22 protein-coding genes and 1 tRNA gene are annotated in these 25,359 nt (G+C 41.7%); 22 read left to right on the forward strand and 1 reads right to left on the reverse strand.

What is annotated here, in order from left to right; genetic code table 11:
- Positions 1–150: 150 nt before the first annotated feature.
- Positions 151–597, forward strand: coding sequence for an Hsp20 family protein (locus HCZ11_RS06690; protein ID WP_130051985.1), 447 nt, complete (start codon positions 151–153; stop codon positions 595–597).
- A gap of 63 nt (positions 598–660) precedes the next feature.
- Here HCZ11_RS06690 and HCZ11_RS06695 read toward each other — a convergent pair whose 3' ends face one another.
- Entirely contained in the window at positions 661–2,211 is a 1,551-nt protein-coding gene (locus HCZ11_RS06695) for a cryptochrome/photolyase family protein (protein ID WP_167657977.1), read from the reverse strand.
- 131 nt (positions 2,212–2,342) lie between these two features.
- On the opposite strand from HCZ11_RS06695, the gene HCZ11_RS06700 reads away from it, so the two are divergent.
- From HCZ11_RS06700 to HCZ11_RS06800, 21 genes are all read left to right on the forward strand, one after another.
- Positions 2,343–3,116 carry a DUF4124 domain-containing protein gene (locus tag HCZ11_RS06700; protein WP_167657978.1) on the forward strand — a complete coding sequence of 258 codons (774 nt, stop codon included), beginning with the start codon at positions 2,343–2,345 and terminating at the stop codon, positions 3,114–3,116.
- A 698-nt stretch (positions 3,117–3,814) separates the two neighbouring features.
- A tRNA-Met gene (locus HCZ11_RS06705) sits at positions 3,815–3,891 on the forward strand.
- A 289-nt stretch (positions 3,892–4,180) separates the two neighbouring features.
- On the forward strand, positions 4,181–4,636 hold the full coding sequence (gene rimP, locus HCZ11_RS06710) for a ribosome maturation factor RimP (protein ID WP_054553177.1): 456 nt from the start codon (positions 4,181–4,183) through the stop codon (positions 4,634–4,636).
- A 38-nt stretch (positions 4,637–4,674) separates the two neighbouring features.
- Positions 4,675–6,174, forward strand: coding sequence for a transcription termination factor NusA (nusA, locus tag HCZ11_RS06715; RefSeq protein ID WP_130051981.1), 1,500 nt, complete (start codon positions 4,675–4,677; stop codon positions 6,172–6,174).
- A gap of 25 nt (positions 6,175–6,199) precedes the next feature.
- On the forward strand, positions 6,200–8,857 hold the full coding sequence (gene infB / locus HCZ11_RS06720) for a translation initiation factor IF-2 (protein ID WP_130051980.1): 2,658 nt from the start codon (positions 6,200–6,202) through the stop codon (positions 8,855–8,857).
- A gap of 110 nt (positions 8,858–8,967) precedes the next feature.
- Positions 8,968–9,372, forward strand: coding sequence for a 30S ribosome-binding factor RbfA (gene rbfA / locus HCZ11_RS06725; RefSeq protein WP_130051979.1), 405 nt, complete (start codon positions 8,968–8,970; stop codon positions 9,370–9,372).
- Positions 9,372–10,316, forward strand: coding sequence for a tRNA pseudouridine(55) synthase TruB (gene truB, locus HCZ11_RS06730; RefSeq protein ID WP_167657979.1), 945 nt, complete (start codon positions 9,372–9,374; stop codon positions 10,314–10,316). The genes rbfA and truB overlap by 1 nt, the downstream gene beginning before the upstream one ends.
- A gap of 110 nt (positions 10,317–10,426) precedes the next feature.
- A complete protein-coding gene (gene rpsO / locus HCZ11_RS06735) occupies positions 10,427–10,696 on the forward strand; it encodes a 30S ribosomal protein S15 (RefSeq protein WP_130051977.1) in 270 nt (89 codons plus the stop codon).
- Between the two features lie 243 nt (positions 10,697–10,939).
- Positions 10,940–13,069 carry a polyribonucleotide nucleotidyltransferase gene (gene pnp, locus HCZ11_RS06740; protein ID WP_130051976.1) on the forward strand — a complete coding sequence of 710 codons (2,130 nt, stop codon included), beginning with the start codon at positions 10,940–10,942 and terminating at the stop codon, positions 13,067–13,069.
- 128 nt (positions 13,070–13,197) lie between these two features.
- Positions 13,198–14,076 carry a lipoprotein NlpI gene (gene nlpI / locus HCZ11_RS06745; protein ID WP_130051975.1) on the forward strand — a complete coding sequence of 293 codons (879 nt, stop codon included), beginning with the start codon at positions 13,198–13,200 and terminating at the stop codon, positions 14,074–14,076.
- 13 nt (positions 14,077–14,089) lie between these two features.
- Entirely contained in the window at positions 14,090–15,262 is a 1,173-nt protein-coding gene (locus tag HCZ11_RS06750) for a hypothetical protein (protein ID WP_130051974.1), read from the forward strand.
- Positions 15,263–15,473: 211 nt separating this feature from the next.
- Positions 15,474–18,266: a monovalent cation/H+ antiporter subunit A gene (locus HCZ11_RS06755; protein WP_167657980.1), complete on the forward strand. Its 2,793-nt coding sequence runs from the start codon at positions 15,474–15,476 to the stop codon at positions 18,264–18,266.
- Positions 18,266–18,610 carry a Na+/H+ antiporter subunit C gene (locus HCZ11_RS06760; protein WP_167657981.1) on the forward strand — a complete coding sequence of 115 codons (345 nt, stop codon included), beginning with the start codon at positions 18,266–18,268 and terminating at the stop codon, positions 18,608–18,610. Before HCZ11_RS06755 ends, HCZ11_RS06760 begins: the two co-directional genes overlap by 1 nt.
- Positions 18,607–20,124, forward strand: coding sequence for a monovalent cation/H+ antiporter subunit D (locus tag HCZ11_RS06765; protein ID WP_130051972.1), 1,518 nt, complete (start codon positions 18,607–18,609; stop codon positions 20,122–20,124). The genes HCZ11_RS06760 and HCZ11_RS06765 overlap by 4 nt, the downstream gene beginning before the upstream one ends.
- Positions 20,124–20,660 carry a Na+/H+ antiporter subunit E gene (locus HCZ11_RS06770; protein ID WP_130051971.1) on the forward strand — a complete coding sequence of 179 codons (537 nt, stop codon included), beginning with the start codon at positions 20,124–20,126 and terminating at the stop codon, positions 20,658–20,660. Before HCZ11_RS06765 ends, HCZ11_RS06770 begins: the two co-directional genes overlap by 1 nt.
- Entirely contained in the window at positions 20,654–20,923 is a 270-nt protein-coding gene (locus HCZ11_RS06775) for a K+/H+ antiporter subunit F (RefSeq protein WP_130051970.1), read from the forward strand. The genes HCZ11_RS06770 and HCZ11_RS06775 overlap by 7 nt, the downstream gene beginning before the upstream one ends.
- 8 nt (positions 20,924–20,931) lie before the next feature.
- Complete coding sequence (locus HCZ11_RS06780) at positions 20,932–21,264, forward strand: Na+/H+ antiporter subunit G (RefSeq protein WP_130051969.1); 333 nt, start codon at positions 20,932–20,934, stop codon at positions 21,262–21,264.
- Positions 21,265–21,403: 139 nt separating this feature from the next.
- The gene (gene truA / locus HCZ11_RS06785) at positions 21,404–22,198 is read left to right on the forward strand and encodes a tRNA pseudouridine(38-40) synthase TruA (protein WP_130051968.1); all 795 of its coding nucleotides are present in this window, start codon (positions 21,404–21,406) and stop codon (positions 22,196–22,198) included.
- Between the two features lie 158 nt (positions 22,199–22,356).
- Positions 22,357–23,232 carry an acetyl-CoA carboxylase, carboxyltransferase subunit beta gene (gene accD, locus HCZ11_RS06790; RefSeq protein WP_130051967.1) on the forward strand — a complete coding sequence of 292 codons (876 nt, stop codon included), beginning with the start codon at positions 22,357–22,359 and terminating at the stop codon, positions 23,230–23,232.
- Positions 23,233–23,257: 25 nt separating this feature from the next.
- Positions 23,258–24,523, forward strand: a complete 1,266-nt coding sequence (gene folC / locus HCZ11_RS06795; protein ID WP_130051966.1) for a bifunctional tetrahydrofolate synthase/dihydrofolate synthase — start codon at positions 23,258–23,260, stop codon at positions 24,521–24,523.
- Between the two features lie 11 nt (positions 24,524–24,534).
- Positions 24,535–25,188, forward strand: a complete 654-nt coding sequence (locus HCZ11_RS06800; RefSeq protein ID WP_130051965.1) for an SPOR domain-containing protein — start codon at positions 24,535–24,537, stop codon at positions 25,186–25,188.
- The last annotated feature ends 171 nt before the right edge of the window (positions 25,189–25,359 follow it).

A 25,359-nucleotide genomic window follows, 5' to 3' on the forward strand; every position in this document is an offset into this window, starting at 1 on the left:
TTTGCCCGCCCATAGATAGTTTAGTGAGGACGCCTGATGGGTCCCAAACAAACTAAAGTAATTGAAATATATAATATTAATTTAACTTTGTTAGCGCTGGTTCTATAGAAGAGCACTAACAAAATATCGCTTAAATATGAGGATATAATTATGCGTACAGTAGACTTATCACCACTTTATCGTTCATTCATCGGTTTCGATCACTTAGCATCATTAATGGATGCGGCAGCGCGTACAGACAAGCAGCCAAGTTTTCCTCCATATAACATCGAAGCACTCGATAAAGACAAATATCGTATCACTATGGCTGTAGCAGGCTTTAGTGACAGTGAATTGACCATTGAGTCAGAAAATAACACTTTAAAAGTCAGCGGTACGAAAGCTGATAAAGAAGATAATGCTGAACGTAAGTTCATACATCAAGGCATTGCGGAGCGTAACTTTGAGCGTAAGTTCCAATTAGGTGACCACGTTAAAGTACTTGGCGCAGACCTTGAAAATGGCTTACTAAGTATCGATTTAGAGCGTGAGATTCCAGAAGCATTAAAACCACGCAAAATTGAAATCGGTAATGGTAAATTACTCGAAAACAAGTAATTCCCAACAGCATTGTTTCCCCTAGTTAGTTTTGCCGCCTCACTTGAGGCGGCTTTTTTGTTGTTACAGTTTATCTAAATTATCCAAACACCAGTTGGCACGATCAAGTATGGCTTGCTGAACTGATTCATCTTGCTTATACCAGTTATTATAAATCATACCAATCCGTGGGTTTTGTGATAGTTGCTGTTTATGCTCTAACATAAAATGCCAATATAAACTGTTAAACGGACATGCATCATCAGTCGCTTTTTCTTTAATGTTGTAGTGACAGTGTTTGCAATAATCACTCATTTTATTGATGTAATTACCACTGGCAGCGTAAGGCTTAGTGGCAATTAAGCCACCATCAGCAAATTGACTCATGCCACGAGTGTTTGGCATTTCAACCCATTCTATGGCATCGATATAAATGCCTAGATACCATTCATCTACTTCGCTTGGCTCAATAGCGGTTAATAAGCAAAAGTTACCGGTTATCATTAAACGTTGTATGTGGTGTGCATAAGCCGTTTGCAGGCTTTGTGAAATAGCATGGTGCATACAATTCATGTTCGTTTTGCCGTGCCAAAAGTAATCGGGTAGGGCACGCTTGGCATTTAAGGCGTTTTTGCTTGCGTAATCAGGCATATTTTGCCAATAAATCCCACGTACATATTCACGCCAGCCGAGAATTTGCCGAATAAAGCCTTCTACTTGCGCAATATCAATATGTTGCTTTTCAAAGCTCGTTAACACTTGTTCGATGACCTGCATTGGGTGCAACATTTTAGTATTGAGGGCAAACGATAAACGGCTGTGATACAAAGACCATTGATACTTTGACTGGCATGTCATGGCATCTTGAAATTGACCAAAATTAACAAGCAAATGTTCACAGAAAAAATCGAGTAATTGTTTTGCTTCAGAGCGAGTGGTTGGCCAAATGAGAGTATTGCTACACTCGCCAAAGGTGTTTACTTTGTGCTTTTCTATCCGTTTGAGGGTTTGGCTAATATCATGACCAAAACACAAAGGTTCTGGGATTTCTTTAAGATCGCTCGGTTTTAACTTATTTCTGTTTTGCTGATCAAAATTCCATTTCCCACCACGAGGTTGGTTATTATCGTCCATTAATATATTAAATCGCTTACGCATAGCACGATAAAAAAACTCCATTTTAACTGGCTTATCTTGCTTAAAATACTGGTCAATATCATCGAAAGGTAGTAGAAAATGCTCCGAGTCAACGGCATTAACATTAAATTCGCTCTGCTTTGAAAATTCTACAAGTTGCTTTTTGAGGCGGTATTCGTCTGGATATTGATACTCAATATTTTGGCATCGATAGTGCTTTGCTAAACGGGTGAGTAGATCAGGTAATGTAGCATCATTTTTTGTGTCATCAAGTGTTAGATGTAGGCAGTTTAAATTTGCTTTTGTAAGTGCATTAGCAAAGTTTTCCATTGCAGCAAAGAAAGCGGCCACTTTTTGTAGGTGATGTTTTACATAGTCGGTTTCTTGTTTTAATTCGGCGATGACATACAGTGTGTCTGGTTGTGATTTATCTTTAAACCAACTGTGGCTTGCATTAAGTTGGTCGCCAAAAATAAATCTTAAGGTGGTGTATTGCACTTTTAATTACCTTTGCAGCAAGTAATCTAAGGTGTTACGAAACAAACACTAAGATAGATCGATTAATATAGTCTATAAAAAAGGTATATTAATGGCATAATTAATGAGTAAAAAACTAGGGATGGTACGACATGAAAATTAACTTACATTTACTATTTATAAGCCTACTAGTTTGCCCTTTGGCGCACAGCACTGTTTATCACTGTGAGAAAAATGGTGTTGCTGAGTTTAGCCAACAACCTTGTGGCAAAGATGCAAAGTTGATTACTATTAAAGAGCAAAGCCCACACCTTTCGTATACTTCAAATAATGATGCACAAACATCAACAGATAAAGATTCCGCGGAAGTCGAGCGTTATATCCGCTTAAAGCAAATTGATGCGAAAATTGCAGAACATAACAATAAAATTGATACATTTAAGCTCAAAATGAACAGGGAAATTGCGGCCTTATCTGAGCAATCTGATTCTCAGCTGCGTAACTTGGTGGGTGCTAAGAAACAGGCAGCCATTGCCAAACAGATGAGCGCCGCATCTGAGCGTTACGGCCTACTTATTAACGGCGAGCAGCGTAGTATTGATAGGCTCATGGCTGAAAAGTACACCTTAACATCATATGCTAACAAGGTTGCCAATAATGAGGTCGCTAGTTTTATTCGCTCAAAACAGATTATGCGTAAAATTTCAGAGCACGAGAATAAAATAGATACTTATCAAGCTGAGCTTAACATGCAAATGTCAGAGCTTGAGCAACAACTAAGTAGCCGCCCTCGCAATTTAGCTGATGCAAATAGCGACAATGCATTAGCAGACAAAATGACAGCTCTAACTAGTCGCTTTAATACTCTTATCGCTATTGAGCAAAAACAAATCGACAGACTCAACAGCGAGTTAACGAAGCTATGAACTTAATCGTGCGGGACAATACGCGCTAAAAGACACCACATTTGAATAAGAAAACAAGTAACTTTTGACAATATTTGCAAACACTCTCGTAGCTTGCAGCCAAGCGCGATGCAATTGAGAGTCAATTGGGTGAATGTATGATTTGCGGGTTTCGATAAAGGCTCTGCAAAGCGAATCGATATCGTTAAAGGATACTTTTAAAAAGCTTAGGTTATTTGCTAAGTAATGGATAAATGGTGTGACTTGATGTAAGTCATCAAGATGACTGATTATCTTATTCAAAGCACAATACAAGATATAACTGCGCTTAGTTATGCTTTCATGATCTGGCACCACCATAGTTAACTTATATGAACTAAGATTGCGATGATAGGCGCTTGTATACTGATGAAAATCAGGTTTTAGCAATTCAATGTCTTGTAGTAACAGTCTTTTTTGAAATGAAGATAGACTCATAGTACATCGCTTAATAGCCGAGGCTATAGGTTGTTCTTATTATTTGATTAAATATAGACAAGAATTTCCAGTTTTGGAAAATTTATGACAAGGTTGTCATAAATTTTTTAGGCAAAAAATAGTCTAACTAATTCATGCTGGAAGGTTGCTAATTGAGCGCTACATGCTTATAATGGCCGCCATTGAATTGAGGTGTTTTGCACTCGATTAGATGATATTAAGTTACTTTTAATATCTATTGGCGCGGGATGGAGCAGCCTGGTAGCTCGTCGGGCTCATAACCCGAAGGTCGTCGGTTCAAATCCGGCTCCCGCAACCAAATACATGCTAAGGCATTGTAAGTGTACTTAGTATGCACAGTAATTTTTACTGTATGAAGTCGCGCATTCTGGTAATGCGCGTTTTGCGTTTAGGCTATCTAGTTTAATTTGGTCAGGTAATTGACTCGCAACCAAGCTTGGCCCTAGGCCACACAGTTTTATGCTTTAGGTGTGACGCCCCGCTTGGTTCGGGGCGTTGTTGTATCTGCTTGGCGGTGATTTTAAATCATTATTAAACTCAGTATTTCAGGGCTATATGCCCTTTTTTTGTTTGTATGGAGGATTTTCGTGACAAAACTTGAGCAAGATTTAGTAGCCATGCTCTCACCGGCCGTTGAAATGTTAGGCTTTGAGTTACATGGTCTTGAGTTTGTGCAAGCTGGTCGCCACTCTACATTACGTGTTTATATCGATCACGATGCAGGGATTACGGTTGACAATTGTGCCGACGTTAGTCGTCAAGTTAGCGCAATTTTAGATGTCGAAGACCCAATTACAAATGAATATGATTTGGAAGTTTCGTCTCCTGGTGTTGATCGTCCATTATTCAAACAAGATCACTACGAGAAGGCGCAAGGAGAAGAAGTACGCGTGCGTACTAAGCTTCCGCAAGATGGTCGTCGTAACTTTAAAGGCGATTTAGTATCAGTTAGCAGTGATATGATCACACTTTCAGCAGATGGCACTGAGCATATGATTATGATCAGTAACATTGAACGTGCGAACATCATCGCAAAGTTTTAATTCGAGTGCGAAGGAATAGGGCAAGCGAGGCATAACCCATGGCAAAAGAAATATTATTGGTTGCTGAAGCCGTCTCCAATGAGAAAGCGGTTCCAAAAGAAAAGATTTTTGAAGCGTTAGAGTTCGCATTAGCGACTGCAACAAAGAAAAAACACGATGGCGAAATTGACGTTCGCGTATCAATCGATCGTAAAACTGGTGATTACGACACGTTCCGTCGCTGGAAAATCGCTGAAGTTCTTGAAGATGGTTCTTTAGAACATCCATACAGCGAAATCACGCTTGAAGCAGCACAAGTTGAAGACGAAAACTTACAACTAGGTGATTACGTCGAAGAACAAATTGAGTCAATCAAGTTCGACCGTATTACGACACAAATGGCAAAGCAAGTTATCGTACAAAAAGTACGTGAAGCTGAGCGTGCTTTAGTTGTTGAAGAATATAAAGATCAACAAGGCGAATTGGTAACTGGTGTTGTTAAAAAAGCAACACGTGATGCAATCGTACTTGACCTTGGTAACAATGCTGAAGCGGTTATCTACCGTGATGATATGTTACCACGTGAGAACTTCCGTCCAGGTGACCGTATCCGTGGTTTACTTTACGAAGTTAAGCCGGAAGCTCGTGGCGCGCAATTATTTGTAACGCGTTCTAAACCTGAAATGCTAATGGAGTTATTCCGCATTGAGGTACCTGAAATTGGCGAAGAGATGATTGAATTACGTGCTGCAGCACGTGATCCAGGTTCTCGTGCAAAAATCGCAGTAAAATCTAACGATAAACGTATCGACCCAGTGGGTGCGTGTGTTGGTATGCGTGGTGCTCGAGTACAAGCTGTTTCAACTGAGCTTGGTGGTGAGCGTGTTGATATCGTTCTTTACGATGATAACCCAGCACAATTCGTTATCAATGCAATGGCGCCAGCAGAAGTTGCGTCAATCGTAATGGACGAAGATACTCATTCAATGGATATTGCTGTTGAAGCAGATAATCTAGCACAAGCAATTGGTCGTAACGGTCAAAACGTTCGTCTTGCTAGCCAGTTAACTGGTTGGGAATTAAACGTAATGACAGTTGATGACATGCGTGCGAAGAACGAAGCTGAATCAGACAAGCTAATTAACTTATTCACTGAATACCTAGATATCGATGATGAGTTTGCAACATTACTTATCAACGAAGGTTTCTCAACACTTGAAGAAGTTGCTTACGTTCCTGCATCGGAATTCCTAGAAATCGACGGTTTAGATGAAGAAACAGTTGATATCTTACGTTCACGTGCAAAAGACGCATTAACAACTAAAGCGCTTAAAACGGAAGAAAGTTTAGAAGGTGCTGAACCTGCAGAAGACCTACTAGCACTTGAGGGCTTAGAGCGTCATCTTGCATTTGTTATGGCAAGCAAAGGTGTAGTAACACTTGAAGACTTAGCTGAGCAAGGTATTGATGAGTTAGTAGACATCACTGAGCTATCAGAAGAAGAAGCTGGTAAGCTAATTATGGCTGCGCGTAACATTTGTTGGTTCGCAGACGAGTAATTTATTAACGGAGGTATTACACACTATGGCAGAAGTAAATGTTGAAAAACTAGCCGGAGATATTGGTACAACTGTTGATAAGTTATTACAGCAGCTTGAGCAAGCCGGTATATCAAAAAAAGCAGGTGATATGGTAACGGAGGCTGAAAAGTCAACATTACTTGATCACTTAAGCAAGCAGCACGGCGGTACAGGGTCTGAAGGCCCTGCTCGCATGACTTTGCAACGTAAAAGCAAGAGCACTCTAAGTGTGACTGGCTCAACAGGTAAAGCAAAGTCTGTGCAAGTTGAAGTACGTAAAACACGTACTTACGTCAAGAAAAGCGCCATTGAGCAACAGCAAGAAGAAGAGCGTTTAGCTGCAGAAGAAGCTGCACGTAAAGCAGCAGAGCTTAAAGCCCAGCAAGAAGCTGAAGAGCTAAAAGCGAAACAAGAGGCAGAACGCAAAGCGAAAGAAGAAGCTGAGCGTAAAGCCAAAGAAGAGGCTAAACGTAAAGCTGAAGCTGAGCGTAAAGCGAAACAGAAGCAGATGACCCCAGAGCAAAGTGCTAAGTCTGAACAAGATCGCGCCGAAGCTGAGCGTCTGCAAAAAGAAGCAGAAGAGGCCGCATTGAGAAAAGCTGAAGAAGAAGCGAAACGTCAAGCAGAAGAGGCAAGAAAGCTAGCTGAAGAAAATGAAGCTCGCTGGAAAAAGGAAGAAGAAGAGCGTAAGAAGCGTGAAGAAAGCGCTGATCACCACCTTACGACTTCAACTTACGCACGTGAAGCAGAAGATGAATCTGACGCACGTGAAGAGCATAGCGCTCGTCGTAAGAAAAAGAAAAAAGGACCTCAAAAAGATAAACAGGCTGCCGGTCCTAAAGGTAAGAAAGGCAAGCTAAAAGCACCAACGTCTTTACAACATGGTTTCCAAAAACCAACCGCTGACGTGAAAAATGAAGTTCGTATCAGTGAAACAATCACTGTTGCTGAGCTTGCATCACGTATGGCAGTTAAAGGTGCTGAAGTTGTTAAAACAATGATGAAGATGGGTGACATGGTTACCATTAACCAAGTGATTGACCAAGAAACAGCACAGCTTGTTGCTGAAGAAATGGGTCACAAGGTTATCATTGTTAAAGAAAATGAATTAGAAGAGAAAGTACTAAACGACCGTAGCGAAGAAGGTAAAGCCATTCCTCGTGCACCGGTTGTGACAGTAATGGGTCACGTTGACCACGGTAAAACGTCAACACTTGATTACATTCGTTCAGCAAAAGTTGCTTCTGGTGAAGCCGGTGGTATTACTCAGCACATTGGTGCATATCACGTTGAAACAAATGGTCATATGATCACATTCTTAGATACGCCAGGTCACGCCGCGTTTACATCAATGCGTGCTCGTGGTGCTAAAGCTACGGATATTGTAATTCTTGTTGTTGCAGCCGATGATGGTGTAATGCCACAGACTAAAGAAGCGGTTCAGCACGCCCGTGCTGCAGGCGTTCCTTTAATCATCGCAGTAAACAAGATGGATAAAGAAGGCATCGACCCAGATCGCGTTAAGAACGAGCTAGCACAATTAGATGTTATCCCAGAAGAGTGGGGTGGTGAAACACAGTTTGTGCATATCTCTGCGAAAACAGGTTTAGGTATTGATGACCTACTTGAAGCAGTATTAATGCAAGCTGAGCTACTTGAGCTAACTGCGCCAGCTGAAGGTATGGCTGCAGGTGTTGTAATTGAATCGCGTCTTGATAAAGGCCGTGGTCCAGTTGCTTCAATCCTAGTTCAGTCTGGTACGCTTAACCAAGGTGATATCGTACTTTGTGGTCTTGAATATGGCCGTGTACGTGCGATGAAAGATGAGAACGGACAAGACATTAAGTCTGCTGGTCCATCTATTCCAGTAGAGATTTTAGGTCTATCTGGTATCCCTGCTGCTGGTGATGAAGCAACAGTAGTTAAAGATGAGCGTAAAGCGCGTGAAGTAGCACTTTACCGTCAAGGTAAATTCCGTGAAGTGAAGCTTGCTCGTCAACAAAAAGCGAAGCTTGAAAACATGTTTACGAACATGGCTGAAGGTGATGTATCAGAAGTTAACATCGTTCTTAAAGCTGACGTACAAGGTTCAATCGAAGCAATCGCTGATTCATTAACTAAGCTTTCTACTGATGAAGTTAAAGTGAAGATTGTAGGTTCAGGTGTAGGTGGTATCACTGAAACTGATGCAACTCTTGCAGCAGCCTCTAACGCGATTGTTGTTGGCTTTAACGTACGTGCTGATGCATCAGCTCGTAAAGTGATTGAGTCAGAAAACCTAGACTTACGTTACTACAGCGTAATCTACAGCCTGATTGAAGAAGTTAAACAAGCGATGTCAGGTATGCTTGCTCCAGAATTCAAGCAAGAGATCATTGGTCTTGCTGAAGTTCGTGACGTGTTCAAGTCACCTAAGATTGGTGCAATCGCAGGTTGTATGGTTACTGAAGGTATCGTTAAGCGTAGCGCACCTATCCGTGTACTTCGTGATAACGTGGTTATCTACGAAGGTGAACTTGAGTCACTACGTCGCTTTAAAGACGACGTTCAAGAAGTTCGTAACGGTATGGAGTGTGGTATCGGCGTTAAGAACTACAACGATGTTAAAGTTGGCGACCAAATCGAGGTATTCGAGACGGTTGAAGTACAACGTTCACTTTAATTTCGTTTAAGTTATTGCTTTAAATGGGGGCCTAGCCCCCATTTGTACATTCGTAATTAAATTAACTTATTCTTTAACATCAATAAGTTATTATTTTAGAGTGAAATGAAATGAGAGAATTTTCTCGCACTGATCGTGTTGCTCAGCAAATTCAAAAAGAGATTGCTGTTATTCTTCAACGCGAAATCAAAGATCCACGCCTAGGCATGGTAACAGTGTCTGCGGTTGAGGTATCTCGCGACTTATCTTACGCAAAAGTATTTATCACGGTATTCAACACGGATGATGAAGATAAAGCCAAGCAAAGCGCTAAAATCTTAAATGAAGCAACGGGTTATATTCGTTCTTTATTAGGTAAACGCATTCGTGCGCGCATCATGCCAGAGTTACGTTTTGTAATCGATAACTCACTAATGGAAGGTATGCGTATTTCAAACTTGGTTGATTCTGTTATTCGTGAAGACAATGCTAAGCATGTAGACGAAGACGACGGCGAAGAAGGCACTAAAGGCTAATGGCTAGACGCAGTAAAGGTCGTGCTATTGACGGCATCTTATTACTTAATAAGCCGCAAGGTATTTCATCAAACAAAGCATTGCAGCAAGCAAAGGGAATATACTTTGCTCAAAAAGCAGGCCACACAGGTGCGCTTGATCCGCTCGCGACGGGTATGCTGCCTATTTGTTTTGGTGAAGCGACTAAGTTTACCCAGTTTTTGCTCGATACAGACAAAACCTATGTTGTTCGTGCCAAACTTGGTGAGCGAACTACAACGTCTGATTCAGATGGTGAAGTGGTTGAAACGCGTGAAGTATCGGTAACACCTGAGCAATTAGCTGAGCAAATTGCCAGTTTCTTAGGTGAGTCGGATCAATACCCTTCGATGTACTCTGCGCTTAAATACCAAGGTCAGCCTTTGTATAAATATGCCCGCGAAGGCATTGAAGTGCCGCGTAAGTGTCGAAAAATTAATGTATTTAGTTTAACGCTTGATGAGTTTGATGAAGCTAATAACGAAGTACAAATGACGGCACATGTATCTAAAGGCACTTATATTCGTACTATTGTTGACGACTTAGGTGAAAAGCTTGGCTGTGGTGCTCATGTTATCATGTTACACCGCAGTGCAGTTGGCCATTATCCAAGTGAGAAAATGGTCACTCTTGAGCAACTTGAAGAAAAGCTACAGCAAGCAAAAGCAGACGATGTTGCGCCTTCAAACTACCTCGATGAGCTACTATTGCCAATGGATACTGCTTTGGTTGACTTACCTGTGATTGAGATTACCCAAGAGCAGGGCGTGGCATTTAGTCATGGTCAAACAGTAGTGATTGGTAGGCCTGTACCAGATGGGGTAGTAAAGGTAATGGCTGATGGGGTGTTCATTGGTACCGGTGAGCGCCATAAAGATGGTCACTTGAAATCAAAGCGTGGCTTATCAAATCAGCTGCCTGAGTAAAGATTACCTTGTAGTTATAAGCAAAGCTGGGTAGAATACGCCCCGCTCAATCGTTTTGGCTGAATTAGTGATCGGCTAAAACACAATTTAAATTAATTTTTGGAGTTACTATGTCACTAAGCAATCAAGAAAAAGTTGAGATCATCGGTAAATTTGCACGCGCTGAAGGCGACACTGGTTCACCTGAAGTACAAGTTGCACTTCTAACTTTCGATATCAACAAGCTTCAAGGTCACTTTGCTAGCCACAAGCACGACTTCCACTCACGTCGTGGTCTTCTTCGCAAAGTAAGCCAACGCCGTAAACTGCTTGACTACCTTAAAGGTAAAGACATTGCACGTTACACTGCGTTAATCCAAGAGCTTGGCCTACGTCGCTAAGAACTAGATTACGAGAAAAGGGGCTATTTAGCCCCTTTTTTTGTGCGCGCATGAAAGGTATACTAGCGCACATCTTAGTAGGTGAATCTACTAAGTAATTGAAAAAACATCATTGCCAATTGTAGTACTTAATCGTGTTTTCATAAGCACAATTAAGTACTGTAATTGGTACTTTGATGGACTATTTTTTACCAATTCGGAGCACTGCTCTGAGTTGCTTTTACATTTAAAGGATATTTTTAAGTGCAAGCAATTATTAAAGAATTTCAACTAGGTCAACACACTGTGACTCTAGAAACTGGTGCTATCGCTCGTCAAGCTGACGGCGCAGTACTAGCAAGCATTGGCGATACTTCAGTATTAGTTACTGTTGTAGGCAAGCGCGATGCACAACCAGGTCAAGACTTCTTTCCACTAACAGTTAACTACCAAGAGCGTATGTACGCTGCGGGTCGTATCCCTGGTGGTTTCCTTAAGCGTGAAGGTCGTCCTAACGATGGCGAAACGCTTATCGCTCGTTTAATCGACCGTCCAATCCGTCCACTTTTCCCAGACGGTTTCGTAAACGAAGTACAAGTAATTGCGACAGTTGTTTCTGTTAATCCAGAAATCCAACCTGACATGGTTGCTATGATTGGTACTTCAGCAGCTCTTGCTATCTCTGGTATCCCATTCAATGGTCCTATCGGTGCATCACGCGTTGGTTTCATCAACGGCGAATATGTACTTAACCCAACACTAGCTGAGCTTGAAGAGAGCCAATTAGACCTAGTTGTTGCAGGTACTGATAACGCAGTACTTATGGTTGAATCAGAAGCTGAAACACTATCTGAAGAAGTAATGTTAGGTGCGGTTGTTTATGGTCATGAGCAATCTCAAGCTATCATCAACGCAATCAACGAATTCAAAGCTGAAGCAGGTAAACCAGCTTGGGATTGGACTGCACCAGAGAAAAACGTAACACTTGCTGAGAAAATCTCTGCAATCGCTGCTGAAAAAGTAGGTGAAGCATACCGCATCACTGACAAAGTAGCGCGTAAAGAAGCACTAGGTGTAGCGAAAGAAGAAGTTGTTGCTACTTTAACTGCAGAGCTTGCTGAAGGCGAAGAGCTAGATACACAAGAAGTTGGTAAACTATTTGGTTCTTTAGAAAAAGAAATCGTTCGTGGCCGTATCATCGCAGGTGAGAAGCGTATCGATGGTCGTGAACCAGATATGATCCGTGCACTAGACGTAATGACAGGGGTTTTACCTCGTACTCACGGTTCTGCAATCTTTACTCGTGGTGAGACGCAAGCACTTGTTACTGCAACACTTGGTACAGAGCGTGATTCACAGTTAATCGATGATTTAACTGGTACTAACAAAAACCACTTTATGCTGCACTATAACTTCCCTCCGTTCTGCGTAGGTGAAACTGGTTTTGTTGGCTCACCTAAGCGTCGTGAGATCGGTCACGGTAACTTAGCTAAGCGTGGTATTGCAGCTGTGTTACCAACGCTAACTGACTTCCCATACTCAATCCGTGTTGTTTCTGAAATCACTGAATCAAATGGTTCATCGTCTATGGCATCAGTATGTGGTACGTCATTAGCTCTTATGAATGCTGGTGTACCAATTAAAGCATCTGTTGCTGGTATTGCGATGGGTCTAGTTAAAGAAGGCGAAGATTTCGTTGTTCTTTCTGACATCTTAGGTGATGAAGATCACTTAGGTGACATGGACTTTAAAGTAGCGGGTACTTCTAATGGTATCACTGCATTACAAATGGATATCAAGATCGAAGGTATCACTAAAGAAATCATGCAAATCGCTCTTAAACAGGCGAAAGCAGCACGTTTACACATCTTAGGTGTTATGGACGAAGCGATTTCAGCACCTTCTGAAGAGTTATCTCAGTTCGCGCCACGCATTTACACAATGCAAATCCCTGCGAAGAAAATTGCTGAAGTTATCGGTAAAGGTGGCGCAACTATCCGTCAACTTACAGAAGAAACTGGTACTACGATTGAAATCGAAGATGACGGTACAATCAAGATCGCAGCAACTGATGGCATCAGCGCTAACGATGCTATTAAGCGTATCGAGCAATTAACTGCTGAGCTAGAAGTAGGTACTATCTACACTGGTAAAGTTGTTCGTATCGTTGATTTTGGTGCGTTCGTTAATATTCTTCCAGGTAAAGATGGTCTAGTGCACATTTCACAAATCAGCACTGAGCGTGTTAACAACGTGACTGACCACCTGAGCGAAGGCCAAGAAGTTAAAGTTAAAGTTCTTGAAGTAGATCGCCAAGGTCGTGTACGTCTAAGCATCAAAGAAGCTATGGAATCAGCTGCTGAAGAAAAAGCAGAAGAGTCTAAAGACGCTTAATGATGATTGAATAACCAGTTATTTGCTGGATATAAGAAAAAGGGGCTGTTTAGCCCCTTTTTTTATGCTTTAATGAAACCTATCCGCTTCGATTTTGTCTACAGAGAATTCAGGTATTAAGGAATTTAATGATTTTTAAACACTTAGCATTGACCGCTGTGGCTATTTTTTCTTTAAGTGCATGCCAAACCACCACACAATCTGAGTCAGTCCCTATTGTTAATGTGCCTTTTACCGCACCATTGGCGCCTGATTTTCGTAATGAAATTACGATTGCTCGTTACTCTGAGTTGTTAAACCGCGCAGATTTAAGTGCTGAGCAACAGGCTAAGCTTTATTACGATCGCGGCGTGTTATTTGACAGCTTAGGTATGTCGACGTTAGCGCGAATAGACTTTAACCGTGCGATTAAGCTCAAACCAGATTTGGCTGAGGTATATAACTTTTTAGGTATTCACCACACACTGATGCAGCAGTATGAACAAGCCTACGAATTTTTTGATTCTGCACTTGAGCTTAATGAGCAGCATGAGTACGCCTATTTAAATCGTGGGATTGCACTTTACTATGGTGAGCGCCCATTACTTGCACAAGATGATTTACAACAGTTTTTAAATCGTTCACCCAGCGATCCTTATCGTGTGTTATGGCTTTATTTAGCGCAATCAGAAGCTGATAAAAAGCAAGCCTTAATTGATTTAAAAGCTAACTCACAAGGTGTAGATGAGTCACAATGGGGTTACCAACTCTTGGCACTATACTTAGGTGACATTAGTGAGTTTGAATTTTTATCTGGCATTATTGAAGGCGTTACTTCAGAGCAAGAGTATGCACATCGCTTATGTGAAGCTTATTTCTATCTAGCTAAAATGCATCAAGCAGCTGGTGATAACTACCTTGCTGCTGACTATTTTAGGCTTGCCCTTGCCACCAATGTACATGAATTTGTTGAATACAAATATGCCCGTTTAGAGCTTGAGTTAATGGCTGGTGAAAACGCAAGCTAAGGTTTCTTTAATTGTGATTCTATTACTGAGCTTGGGTCTTGTTTCAAGCTCAGTGTCTCGTTTTATTCCCGCTTATTTTTATTACGCAAATACCAGCCCTTCACAAGTGACAGCTATCTATCATTTAGCGCCGAGTGCTATTAATTTGCAGCATTTAGTGTTGAGTAACTCGCAACTTCGCCAGCTGGCAAAGCTCGATGATAGCAATGCCGTGTATCAGCTTGCGCTTAGGTTTTTGCAGCAACAAGACTACACTGCAGCAAAATTATGGTGGCAGCCTTACTTTGCTGAATTTACTTTATTGCAGCAGCAAGCCTTAGCGGATCAGCTAGTCCAAACGCAACAGTGGCACGATATAAGCAGTTTAGGCCAAGCTGGCAAGTTACCTGAGGGGAATGCTAAGCAAGCTTGGCTATTGCAACAACAAATGCCGGTAGCTCAAATTGCCCCTGCTTATGCGAAGCAACAGCAATTTGCTTTATCAACAGCGACTTTACAAGCAAGCAGCCAGTGCAAATTTAATGTTTTAATGATGACAGATCACTACAAAGGGATTCAGGCTTTAAACCAGTATAAGCAGCAATACAGCAAAGCTCCTGAGCCCGCCAAAGACAGCTTTTGCTTCACTGAGGTTGTTTATGTAGCCGATAAATTTAAGTGTGATGCAAGTGGTGGGGCGCTTAGTTGTAATTGGCAAAATGCTGCAGAGCAAAAATGGCCTGAAGGTTTTGACTTTATTGTGATGATGTCGAATCAAGGGGCAGCAAATGTTCAAGGCGGTATTATGCATATTAACTCATCGCAACCTTATGCGGTGTTTTTACATGAATTAATGCACTTTAGTGGTTTTGAAGATGAATATGCTTTAGCAGAGAAAAAACAGCAGTGGCTGTGCAAGCAGCAAGGGTTAGTCGCTCCAAATTTATTTATCGCAAATGGCGTTCTTCCACCAAAAAGCTGGCAAAAAAGTGTCGCTTGCGACAATGAAAAGGCCTATAAACCTAGCCCTAATTGGTCGATTATGCAGTACCAAACTATGGGGTTATCTGAGCAATACAGAGCGCTTTGGCAAAAACAAATTAACCAGCCCTTAACAAAGCCGGTTCGGTTTTCTGAATATTTTGCCTTTTTAGGCTTAAAGCCAGTGTTTACAACAGCTTCCAAAGAGCAGAATTTTTCTGACTAATCGACTATTTATTGCTATTTTAGTATGCAAAGCGGTTAAATATTGTGCAAATAGGAGTGTCTCCTATAGACAAAATAGCACCTGAACAGTATAACTATACGCATTGTAAGCTTTTTTTGAAGCCAACTTTTAACCATCCAAATGAACAGTACGCAACTAATTAAAACTAGAGCGGTATTGATATTCTTATGACACTAAAAGGCTCCTAATTATGACTTTGCTCTGGATACCCCTGTTATCCTTAATCGGCAGTGTTATTTCATCCTGCACTTCAAAACTAACACGTAACCAAAGCACTGCTTTGACCATGTTAGCGCCTTTGATTGCCCTTGGAATTGTATTTTCGTATACCCCTGCAGTCTTTTCTGGTGAAACAATTCGCTACACTGCTGAGTGGATCCCGCTTTTAAACATGCAAGTCTCGTTTCGACTTGATGGTTTAACGTTACTCTTTTTATATATGATCTTGGGTATTGGTACCCTAGTGATTTTTTATGCGCGTTATTACTTGAGTAATAGCGACTCAATGCCAAAGCTATACTGCTATTTAATGCTATTTATGACCGCAATGGTTGGCATCGTGATGTCAAACAATGTGATTCAGCTTTGGTTTTTTTGGGAGCTCACCAGTATTAGCTCTTTTTTATTGATCAGTTATTGGTGGCATAAATCAGAAGCTCGAAAAGGCGCGCGCATGGCGCTTGCTATTACCGGTGCCGGTGGTCTTGCATTACTAGCTGGTTTATTACTTATTGGTGATATTGTTGGTAGTTATAATCTTGACGTTATTTTAGCAAGCAAAGCGCTTATTCAATCTCATGAACTCTATGAAGTTGCGCTGGTATTAGTGCTATTAGGTGCTTTTACCAAATCTGCGCAATTTCCATTTCATTTCTGGTTACCACATGCGATGGCGGCACCGACACCAGTCAGTGCCTACTTACACTCTGCAACCATGGTTAAAGCGGGTATCTTTTTATTAGCGCGTTTTTATCCAGCGCTATCAGGCACAGATACTTGGTTTATCTTAGTGGCGATGACGGGTCTGGCGACTTTATTGGTCGGCGCTTATATCGCGTTGTTTAAGCATGATTTAAAAGGCTTGTTGGCTTATTCAACAATCAGCCATTTAGGTTTAATTACATTACTCTTAGGTTTAGACACTGAGCTTGCTACAGTGGCTGCTATTTTCCACATTATTAACCACGCTACGTTTAAAGCGTCGTTATTTATGGCAACGGGTATCATTGATCATGAAACTGGCACCCGTGATATGCGTAAACTTAATGGTATGTGGCGATTTATGCCGTATACCGCCACACTTGCTATGGTGGCAGCTGCAGCTATGGCGGGCGTGCCACTGTTAAATGGTTTCTTGTCGAAAGAAATGTTCTTTGCCGAAACACTACATCAACAAGTGCTTGGCTCTATGTCGTGGTTAATTCCAGTGTTAGCAACGATTGCTGGTGCACTATCTGTGGCGTATTCAGCGCGCTTTATTCATGACGTGTTTTTCAATGGCGACCCAATTGATTTGCCAAAACAGCCCCATGAGCCACCACGCTATATGCGTGTGCCAATCGAAATTTTGGTTGTGCTGTGTTTACTCGTTGGTATGTTCCCGCACTTTGCAGTAAGCGATATTTTAGCTTCTGCATCTTTCGCAGTGCTTGGTGATGTAGCCCCGGATTATAAGCTATCAGTATGGCATGGCTTTAACTTACCTCTGTTAATGAGCTTTATTGCAACAAGCGTTGGTGTGATGATTTATGTGCAGCGTAAGCACCTGTTCCACTTCCAAGCGTCATTACCAACTTTGAATGCTAAAAAAGGCTTTGAGCGTGGCTTATATAGCTTGATTAAGTGGTCACAAGAAAAGATTAAACGTATCGAAAATGGCTCCTTACAGCGTTATGCCTTTGTGATGATTGCGGTGGTGCTCATGTGTGCGGGTTGGCCTTTATTTGAAATGCGCCAGTTAGCAGGAGCAAGCGAGTTAACCCCAATCGATTTCCATAATGCAATAGGTGCAGGCTTACTAATAATTGGTGCGTTGGCAACGGTTATTTGGCACCGCTCACGAATGATATCTTTGATTATGATTTCAATTGTAGGCCTGATGGTATCTGTTGCTTTCACTCGATTCTCTGCGCCAGATTTAGCACTGACTCAGTTAACGGTTGAAGTTGTCACCGTGATGCTACTGATGCTTGCACTGTTCTTTTTACCGCAGCGTACTCCGAAAGAATCGAGCTCACTGCGTATTCTGCGTGACTTGGGTATCTCATCGGCAATTGGTGTGGTTGTGGCAAGTATTTGTTATGCGCTTCTGACAAGACCACTTGAGTCAATTTCTGACTTCTTTGTTGCCAATGCAAAAACTGGTGGTGGTGGTACTAACGTTGTAAACGTTATCCTCGTTGACTTTAGGGGGTTTGATACCCTAGGTGAAATTACCGTATTGGGTATTGCTGCATTAGGTATTTATAAACTGCTTATTAACTTGCCGCTGTTTATGCCAGCAAGTGATAGCGAAGGGCGCCCATGGGCAAGAGAGCGTTATCCAATTCTACTCTCGAGTATTTCACAAAGCTTGTTACCACTTGCATTACTTGTGTCTGCGTATATTTTCTTACGTGGTCATAACTTACCAGGTGGTGGCTTTATTGCAGGACTCGTTACCGCGATTGCATTTATTTTGCAATATATGGCCAATGGTTCGCATTGGATTGCAGACAGATTTGACGTGAATTATCGTAAGATTATTGCGTCAGGTATTGCTATTGCATTGTTCACAGGTATTGGAAGTTGGTTCTTCGAACGTCCATTCCTAACAACCTGGTTTGATTATTTTGATATTCCGTTAGTCGGCAAAACAGAACTTGCTAGTGCTATCGTATTTGATTTAGGTGTGTATTTAACTGTTGTAGGTGCAACGCTGATGATTTTAGCAAGTTTAGGTAAATTAACTGCTGATACACCCAAGCAAGAGGTAAATATTTAATGGAAGTATTGTACGCATCGTGCGTCGGCGTGCTGGTTGCATGCGGAATTTACTTAATATTGCGGGCTCGTACCTTCCCTGTGGTACTCGGCCTGACTATGTTGTCGTATGCAGTTAACCTGTTTTTATTCTCTTCAGGTCGCTTAACAATTAACAAAGCGGCTGTACTTGGTACAGGCAGTGAGTATGCCGACCCACTCCCTCAAGCGCTGGTTTTAACAGCAATTGTAATTGGCTTTGCGATGACCGCTTTTGTGGTTATTTTAGCGATTCGTGGTCGTGCAGATTTGGGTAATGACCATGTTGATGGTCACCTTGTTAAATCATCGAAGGAGCACAAATGATTCAGCATTTAGCTTCTTTACCGATTCTAATTCCGATGTTGGCAGGTGTTATTTTACTCATGCCGCCATGTGGTAAAAACTTACATATCCGTCGTGTTTCGTCGGTTATTTTGTCGATTGTCACATTATCAGTAAGTGCTTACTTATTATACCACGTTAATAGTACAGCACCGCTTGTTTACGCAATCGGTGACTGGTCTGCACCATTTGGTATTGTGCTGGTTGCCGATAGACTAGCAACACTACTGGTGTTACTTACCAGTTTCCTTGGTGCGGTTGTAGTGCTCTATAGCTGTGCAGGTGATGATAAAAAAGGGAGCTTTTTCCACCCATTAGTGCACTTTTTAGTGTTAGGTGTTAATGGTGCCTTTTTAACTGGCGATGTGTTTAACTTATTCGTATTCTTTGAAGTCTTGTTAATTGCCTCATACTCATTATTGATGCATGCAGGTAACAAACACAGTACCCGTGCTGCACTGCAATATGTGATTTTAAACTTAATTGGTTCAAGTGTGTTCTTGATTGCGCTAGGTGTACTTTATGGTGTACTAGGCACATTGAATATTGCTGATTTAGCGCAAAAAGTCCCGCAATTGACGGGTGACGATGTTTACCTCGCTAAAATTGGTGGTTTGTTATTAATTGTGGTATTTGCTTTAAAAGGCGCGTTATTACCATTGCATTTATGGTTACCGAATACCTACGCAAGTGCAATGCCATTGGTGGCTGCATTATTTGCGATTATGACCAAGGTAGGTGTTTATGCCATGCTACGTGTGTATACCGTAATATTTGGTGATAATGCTGGCGAGCTTGCTCACATGGCACAACCTTGGTTATGGGGCTTAGCACTAGCGACCATAGTTATGGGTGGTATTGGTGTATTAGCGAGTCAAGACCTTAGAAAGCTTGTTGCGAATCTGGTTGTTGTATCTGTAGGTACTTTAGTGGCATTGGTTGCGATTCAAAATGTCTCTGCAACAGCTGCACTACTTTACTACTTAGTGCATTCAACTATTATTTGCGCAGCACTATTTTTAATTGCAGATTTAATTGCTCAACAACGCGGTAAAGTTGCCGACCGATTAGTAGCAGGTCGTGCCGTTGCACAGCCATACTTGCTTGGTGCTTGTTTCATAGTTGCTGCTCTTGCCGTTGTTGGTATGCCGCCGTTATCTGGCTTTGTAGGTAAAGTATGGATTTTAAAGAGCACGCTAGATAGTGAAAAAGCCATGTTGTTTTGGCCAATTTACCTAGTATCTAGTTTGGCGTTATTAGTGGCGGTTTCACGCGCTGGTACAAGCTTATTCTGGGATCATACTCATAAAGACAGTGAAGCAATTGAAGGCACCAAAGCACATCCTCTTAAAGTGATTTCAGTAGTTGCGCTACTTGCATGTTCACCTTTAATGGTTGTATTTGCAGGACCTATTTCAGACTATATGCTAGCAACATCAGAGCAGTTGTTTGATATCAACACTAGCATCAACACTGTATTACAAGGAGGCCATTGATGCGTTTAGAAGCTCGCTTTCGTTGGTTGCCAACACCATTTCGCAGTGTTTTATTATTTATTGTATGGCTGTTGTTAAATAACAGTGTGTCGCCTGGACACCTGTTTTTAGCTGCATTTTTCGCAATTACCATTCCGTGGATTACTTTCCCATTTCGTGATCCTCAGCCGCTAATTGTAAGGCCGGGTCTTGCGTTTAGGCACTTATTGTTGGTGCTTTATGATATTGTGACTGCCAATTTACAAGTGGCACTGTTGATTCTCGGGCCCACTAAAAAATTGCGCCCAGGTTTTATAAAAGTGCCTTTGGATTTAAGCCACGAAATGCCAATTACTATTTTGGCAAGTACAGTGTCGTTAACGCCGGGTACTGTGAGCGCAGAGGTTTACCCTATTCCTGAGTCCCTCGAAGAGGGGGCAGAGATTGAGCAGCGCTATTTATTAATCCATGTGCTCGATTTAGCTGATGAACAAGCGTTAATTAAAACGATTAAGCAGCGCTATGAAGCACCGCTTAAGGAGATTTTTCGATGCTAGATACCGTTTTTTTAATAGTTTACGCCATGATAGCTATATCTTTATTATTAAACGTGTGGCGGTTAATTGTAGGGCCGTCGGTACCTGATCGTATTTTGGCTTTAGACACTATGTTTATTAACACCATCGCTTTAATTATTCTGTATGGCATGAGCATGGGAACAGATTTATATTTTGAAGCCGCATTATTAATCGCTATGCTTGGCTTTGTTAGCACGGTAGCTGTATGTAAGTATTTGCTACGTGGCGATATTATTGAATAGGGTAGCAAATGATGAGTGAATGGATTGTATCAATCTTACTATTAATTGGTGGTTGCTTTATTCTAATAGGCTCAATAGGCCTTGTGAAAATGCCTGATTTTTTTATGCGTTTACACGGTCCAACTAAAGCAACAACCCTAGGAATGGCATCGTTATTGATTGCTGCGATGGTGTATTTTAGCTATACCAATGAAGGGATGAGCGTAAAAGAAATTCTCATTTCAATTTTCTTACTGATCACCGCGCCTATTAGCGGCTATATGCTGATTAAGTCAGCAATCCATCATAAGCTTCGTGCTAAAGATGGCACTAAGGGCCTCGATAACATCGAAGAAGATTAATACCAGCTCGCAATAATACTTAAGGAATTGGTGTGATATCTGAGTAACAGAACAATGTGATCTACTCGAGTGGCTTTTATTGAGCTCGTAGATCGCATAAAATGCCCCGTCATTTAGTACAGTAGGTAAATAGAGCATTATGCGAGTAGCACTTGGAGTAGAATACAACGGCGCGCGTTACAGTGGTTGGCAACGTCAATCACACGTCAATAGCGTACAACAAGAAGTAGAAACGGCGTTGTCGCGTATTTGTAATCATCCAGTCGAAATTGTTTGTGCAGGCCGCACCGATGCGGGTGTACATGGCACAGGGCAAGTGATCCATTTTGATACTCACGCTGAGCGTGAAATGGTCGCGTTCACTATGGGTATGAATACCTTACTACCAAAAGATATTGCTATTCGCTTTGCCCAGCCTGTAAGCGAAGACTTTCACGCTCGTTTTAGTGCTACAGCTCGTCGCTACCGCTATGTGATTTATAATTACACCTATCGCGGCGCTATCATGAGTGAAGGGGTGACACACTTTCATCACCCATTAGACGAAACTAAAATGCAAGAAGCCTGTCAGTATTTAATAGGCGAGCATGACTTTACTTCGTTTAGAGCACTACATTGCCAAGCAAATACAGCAAATCGTACTATTCACCACCTGTCGGTAAAACGCCAAGGTGATTATGTGATTATTGATATTAAAGCCAATGCGTTTTTACATCACATGGTACGAAACATCACAGGGTGTTTGATGGACATTGGTCTTCATAAGCATGAACCCGTGTGGTTAAAAGAATTACTCGATTTAAAAGAGCGCGCTAAGGCAAGTGCGACAGCGAAAGCTGCTGGCCTTTACTTAGTTGACGTGGATTACCCAGAACATTTTGGCATTCCTAAAACACCATTAGGGCCTTTGTTTTTACCTGATTCAGACAGTTAGACTTTAGTAGACTACTACTAAGACCAGTTTTTTATATCGTCTGCGGGTAATTCATGTTTTAATTGAAAAAATCTGTCTGTTTATTTGTTATCAGAAACACAAGTGAGTGTTTCCAATTAAACAGACTGCGACACAGAACAGCATTAAGAGAGTTGCAAATGAGTTGGTTAGAAAAAATCTTACCTAAAACGACTAAATCGTCAGGTCGTAAAGAAATCCCTGAAGGGGTTTGGGCTAAGTGTACAGACTGTGATTCAATTTTATATAAAGCAGAATTAGAAAAAGCACTCAACGTGTGTCCTAAGTGTGATCACCACATGCGTTTAAGTGGCCGTAAACGTCTTGAAAACTTTTTAGACGATGCTGATCGTCAAGAACTTGGTGCAGAGCACGAACCAAAAGACGTATTAAAGTTTAAAGATTCTAAAAAATACTCTGACCGTATTACCCAAGCACAAAAAGCAAGCGGCGAAAAAGACGCACTTGTGGCAATGAAAGGCCGTTTAAAAGGCATTCCTGTTGCTGCTGTTGCTTTTGAGTTCTCGTTTATGGGTGGTTCAATGGCGTCAGTAGTAGGTGCTCGTTTTGTTGAAGCTGTAGACCAATGTTTAGAGCACGACATGCCACTTATTTGTTTCTCTGCATCAGGCGGTGCACGTATGCAAGAAGCACTTATGTCATTAATGCAAATGGCTAAAACAAGTGCTGCGCTTGCGAAAATGAGCGAAAAAGGCTTACCGTTTATTTCAGTATTAACAGATCCAACAATGGGTGGTGTATCTGCATCACTGGCAATGCTTGGTGATGTAAACGTTGCTGAACCTAAAGCGCTTATCGGTTTTGCGGGTCCTCGCGTAATCGAGCAAACAGTACGTGAAACGCTTCCTGAAGGTTTCCAACGCAGTGAATTCTTGCTAGAGCACGGTGCAATCGACATGATTGTTGACCGTCGTGAAATGCGTGACACCCTTGCACGTATCTTAGCGAAATTTATGAACTTGCCTTCTACTGAACAAGAGCATAGAGTAGCGTAAATTTCAGCTTAACTGATTAAACGCTATGACAGAAATCCTTCCTAGCCAATCATCAAGCCTTGATGATTGGCTTTGTTATTTAGAAAATGTCCATCCTGCCAATATCGAAATGGGTTTAGAGCGCGTAGAACGCGTGGCAAACCAAGTCGGTTTACTTGATACATCAAGCAAAATAATCCTTATTGCAGGCACTAACGGTAAAGGGACCACTGCCCGTTGCCTAGAAAGCTTATTACTTGCACAGGGTTTTAGTGTGGGTACTTATGCTTCGCCGCATCTTATTCGTTACAACGAGCGCGTACGTATTAATGGCCAAGAGCTTGATGATCAATTCCATGTTGATGCTTTTGATATGCTAGAAAAAGGCCGTGCTGACACGCAACTAACTTATTTTGAGTACGGTACCTTAGGTGCACTGGCTATTTTTAAACGTCACGCCGTTGATTATGTACTGTTAGAAGTCGGCCTTGGTGGTCGTTACGATGCCACTAATATCGTTAAACCACATGCTTGTGTGATCACCACCATAGATTTAGACCATAAAGAATATCTAGGTGATACCCGTGAACTTGTTGGTTACGATAAAGCTGGCATTTTCCGCACCAATACGCCTGCTATTGTTGGCGATTTAGCCATTCCACACACAGTAACTGATTATGGCAACGAAATTAACGCTGATATGGTGCTATCAGGTCGTGACTTCATATTCACAGAAGACAGTGAAGGCTTTAAATGGCAGTACCAAGATAAAGACTGGCGCTTAGCTAAGCCTGCGATCCCTTGTCAAAATGCAGCAACCGCGTTGACCTTACTAGCAAAACTTGACCTACTGCCAAGCGAGCAACAAGTGCGTGACTGCTTAGCTAACCTTATTGTCGAAGGTCGCTTTCAGCAGTTAAGTGAGCAACCGCTTATTTTTACCGATGTTGCGCATAATCCTGAATCTGCTCGATATTTGGCACGCAAATTAAGCGTGTATAAAGATCAAGGGTTTAAAATTCATGCATTAGTCGCTATGCTTGCAGATAAAGATAAGGTGGCTGCTATGTCGGCCATGGCGAATGTTGTTGATCAGTGGTCGTTAGCAAGCTTAGATTGTTTCCGTGGAGACAAGGTTGAGAATCTTGCTAAAGCATTAGCCGAAACCGCATCAACAGCGCCAAGCACGCACTATGCGAGTGTTGAAACTGCGCTAGATACGTTATTACCAAATGTCGATGAAAACACGTTAGTGATTGTGTTTGGTTCATTTATAACTGTGGCTGCAGCCATCAATTACTTTAAAAAATAGAGAGGAAATCGGTGAACGCAGGGTTTATTAATCGCTTAGTAGGAACCACGATTGTGGTTGTGGCGGCTATTGTCTTCATCCCAAACATTTTGGATGGTGAAAAGGTTCATTATAAAGAAGGCTTTAAAGCAATTCCTGAACGTCCTGAGTTCACTACCATTGACTTGCAAGAGGCGATTGATAATAAAGTATCTTCAGCGGAGCAACCTTCGCAAATTTCGGTTGAAGATATTCAAGCAAACGATACTGAACTTGTTACTAATGAAACCCAGCAAATTGATGATGCGCCGAAAATGGTTGAAGCCTCAACAGATGAGCCTGTCATTACCAAAGCTGAGCCAAAAGTTGTAGTGCAAGAACCAGCAAAGCCAATCGCTAAAACCCCAGAGCCAACTCGTAAGCCAGAAGAGAACCTCACACAAATGGCTTATGTCATTCAGCTGGGGAGTTTTTCCCACGCACCTAATGTGAAATCTCTACAGGAAAAATTAAAAGCGAATGGTTTCAAAACCTTCACTCGGCCAGTCAAAACCCCGAACGGCACACTTACAAAAGTCTTTGTAGGCCCTTCACTTAGCAAGAAAGAGTTAGAGAGTAAGCTTACTGAGTTAAAGCAGTTAACCAAGTTAAATGGCAAAGTTACTCAGTTTGAAATTACAAAATGATCTGGCAAAGGATACCCAAACTACCTGTGGATCCAAGTTTCAGCACTATTACAGGGATTAAAACTCAGGGCTTGGCATTCAAGTAGTAGGTACCTTGCTACAACGCAGTAGTGGAAGCCCTGTGAAGCGCCCGAAGGGCATGGCTAAAACGCATTTATTCTGCGTTATTGA

Source organism: Pseudoalteromonas sp. HF66, assembly GCF_011806445.1.
Lineage (GTDB): Bacteria > Pseudomonadota > Gammaproteobacteria > Enterobacterales > Alteromonadaceae > Pseudoalteromonas > Pseudoalteromonas apostichopi.

Excerpts from the sequence above, each read along its gene's own strand:
- HCZ11_RS06690 (WP_130051985.1), top strand. The coding sequence starts at position 151 with ATGCGTACAGTAGACTTATCACCACTTTATCGTTCATTCATCGGTTTC.
- HCZ11_RS06700 (WP_167657978.1), top strand. The coding sequence starts at position 2,343 with ATGAAAATTAACTTACATTTACTATTTATAAGCCTACTAGTTTGCCCT.
- nusA (WP_130051981.1), top strand. The coding sequence starts at position 4,675 with ATGGCAAAAGAAATATTATTGGTTGCTGAAGCCGTCTCCAATGAGAAA.
- infB (WP_130051980.1), top strand. The coding sequence starts at position 6,200 with ATGGCAGAAGTAAATGTTGAAAAACTAGCCGGAGATATTGGTACAACT.
- rbfA (WP_130051979.1), top strand. The coding sequence starts at position 8,968 with ATGAGAGAATTTTCTCGCACTGATCGTGTTGCTCAGCAAATTCAAAAA.
- truB (WP_167657979.1), top strand. The coding sequence starts at position 9,372 with ATGGCTAGACGCAGTAAAGGTCGTGCTATTGACGGCATCTTATTACTT.
- rpsO (WP_130051977.1), top strand. The coding sequence starts at position 10,427 with ATGTCACTAAGCAATCAAGAAAAAGTTGAGATCATCGGTAAATTTGCA.
- nlpI (WP_130051975.1), top strand. The coding sequence starts at position 13,198 with ATGATTTTTAAACACTTAGCATTGACCGCTGTGGCTATTTTTTCTTTA.
- HCZ11_RS06755 (WP_167657980.1), top strand. The coding sequence starts at position 15,474 with ATGACTTTGCTCTGGATACCCCTGTTATCCTTAATCGGCAGTGTTATT.
- HCZ11_RS06760 (WP_167657981.1), top strand. The coding sequence starts at position 18,266 with ATGGAAGTATTGTACGCATCGTGCGTCGGCGTGCTGGTTGCATGCGGA.
- HCZ11_RS06765 (WP_130051972.1), top strand. The coding sequence starts at position 18,607 with ATGATTCAGCATTTAGCTTCTTTACCGATTCTAATTCCGATGTTGGCA.
- HCZ11_RS06770 (WP_130051971.1), top strand. The coding sequence starts at position 20,124 with ATGCGTTTAGAAGCTCGCTTTCGTTGGTTGCCAACACCATTTCGCAGT.
- HCZ11_RS06775 (WP_130051970.1), top strand. The coding sequence starts at position 20,654 with ATGCTAGATACCGTTTTTTTAATAGTTTACGCCATGATAGCTATATCT.
- HCZ11_RS06780 (WP_130051969.1), top strand. The coding sequence starts at position 20,932 with ATGATGAGTGAATGGATTGTATCAATCTTACTATTAATTGGTGGTTGC.
- truA (WP_130051968.1), top strand. The coding sequence starts at position 21,404 with ATGCGAGTAGCACTTGGAGTAGAATACAACGGCGCGCGTTACAGTGGT.
- accD (WP_130051967.1), top strand. The coding sequence starts at position 22,357 with ATGAGTTGGTTAGAAAAAATCTTACCTAAAACGACTAAATCGTCAGGT.
- folC (WP_130051966.1), top strand. The coding sequence starts at position 23,258 with ATGACAGAAATCCTTCCTAGCCAATCATCAAGCCTTGATGATTGGCTT.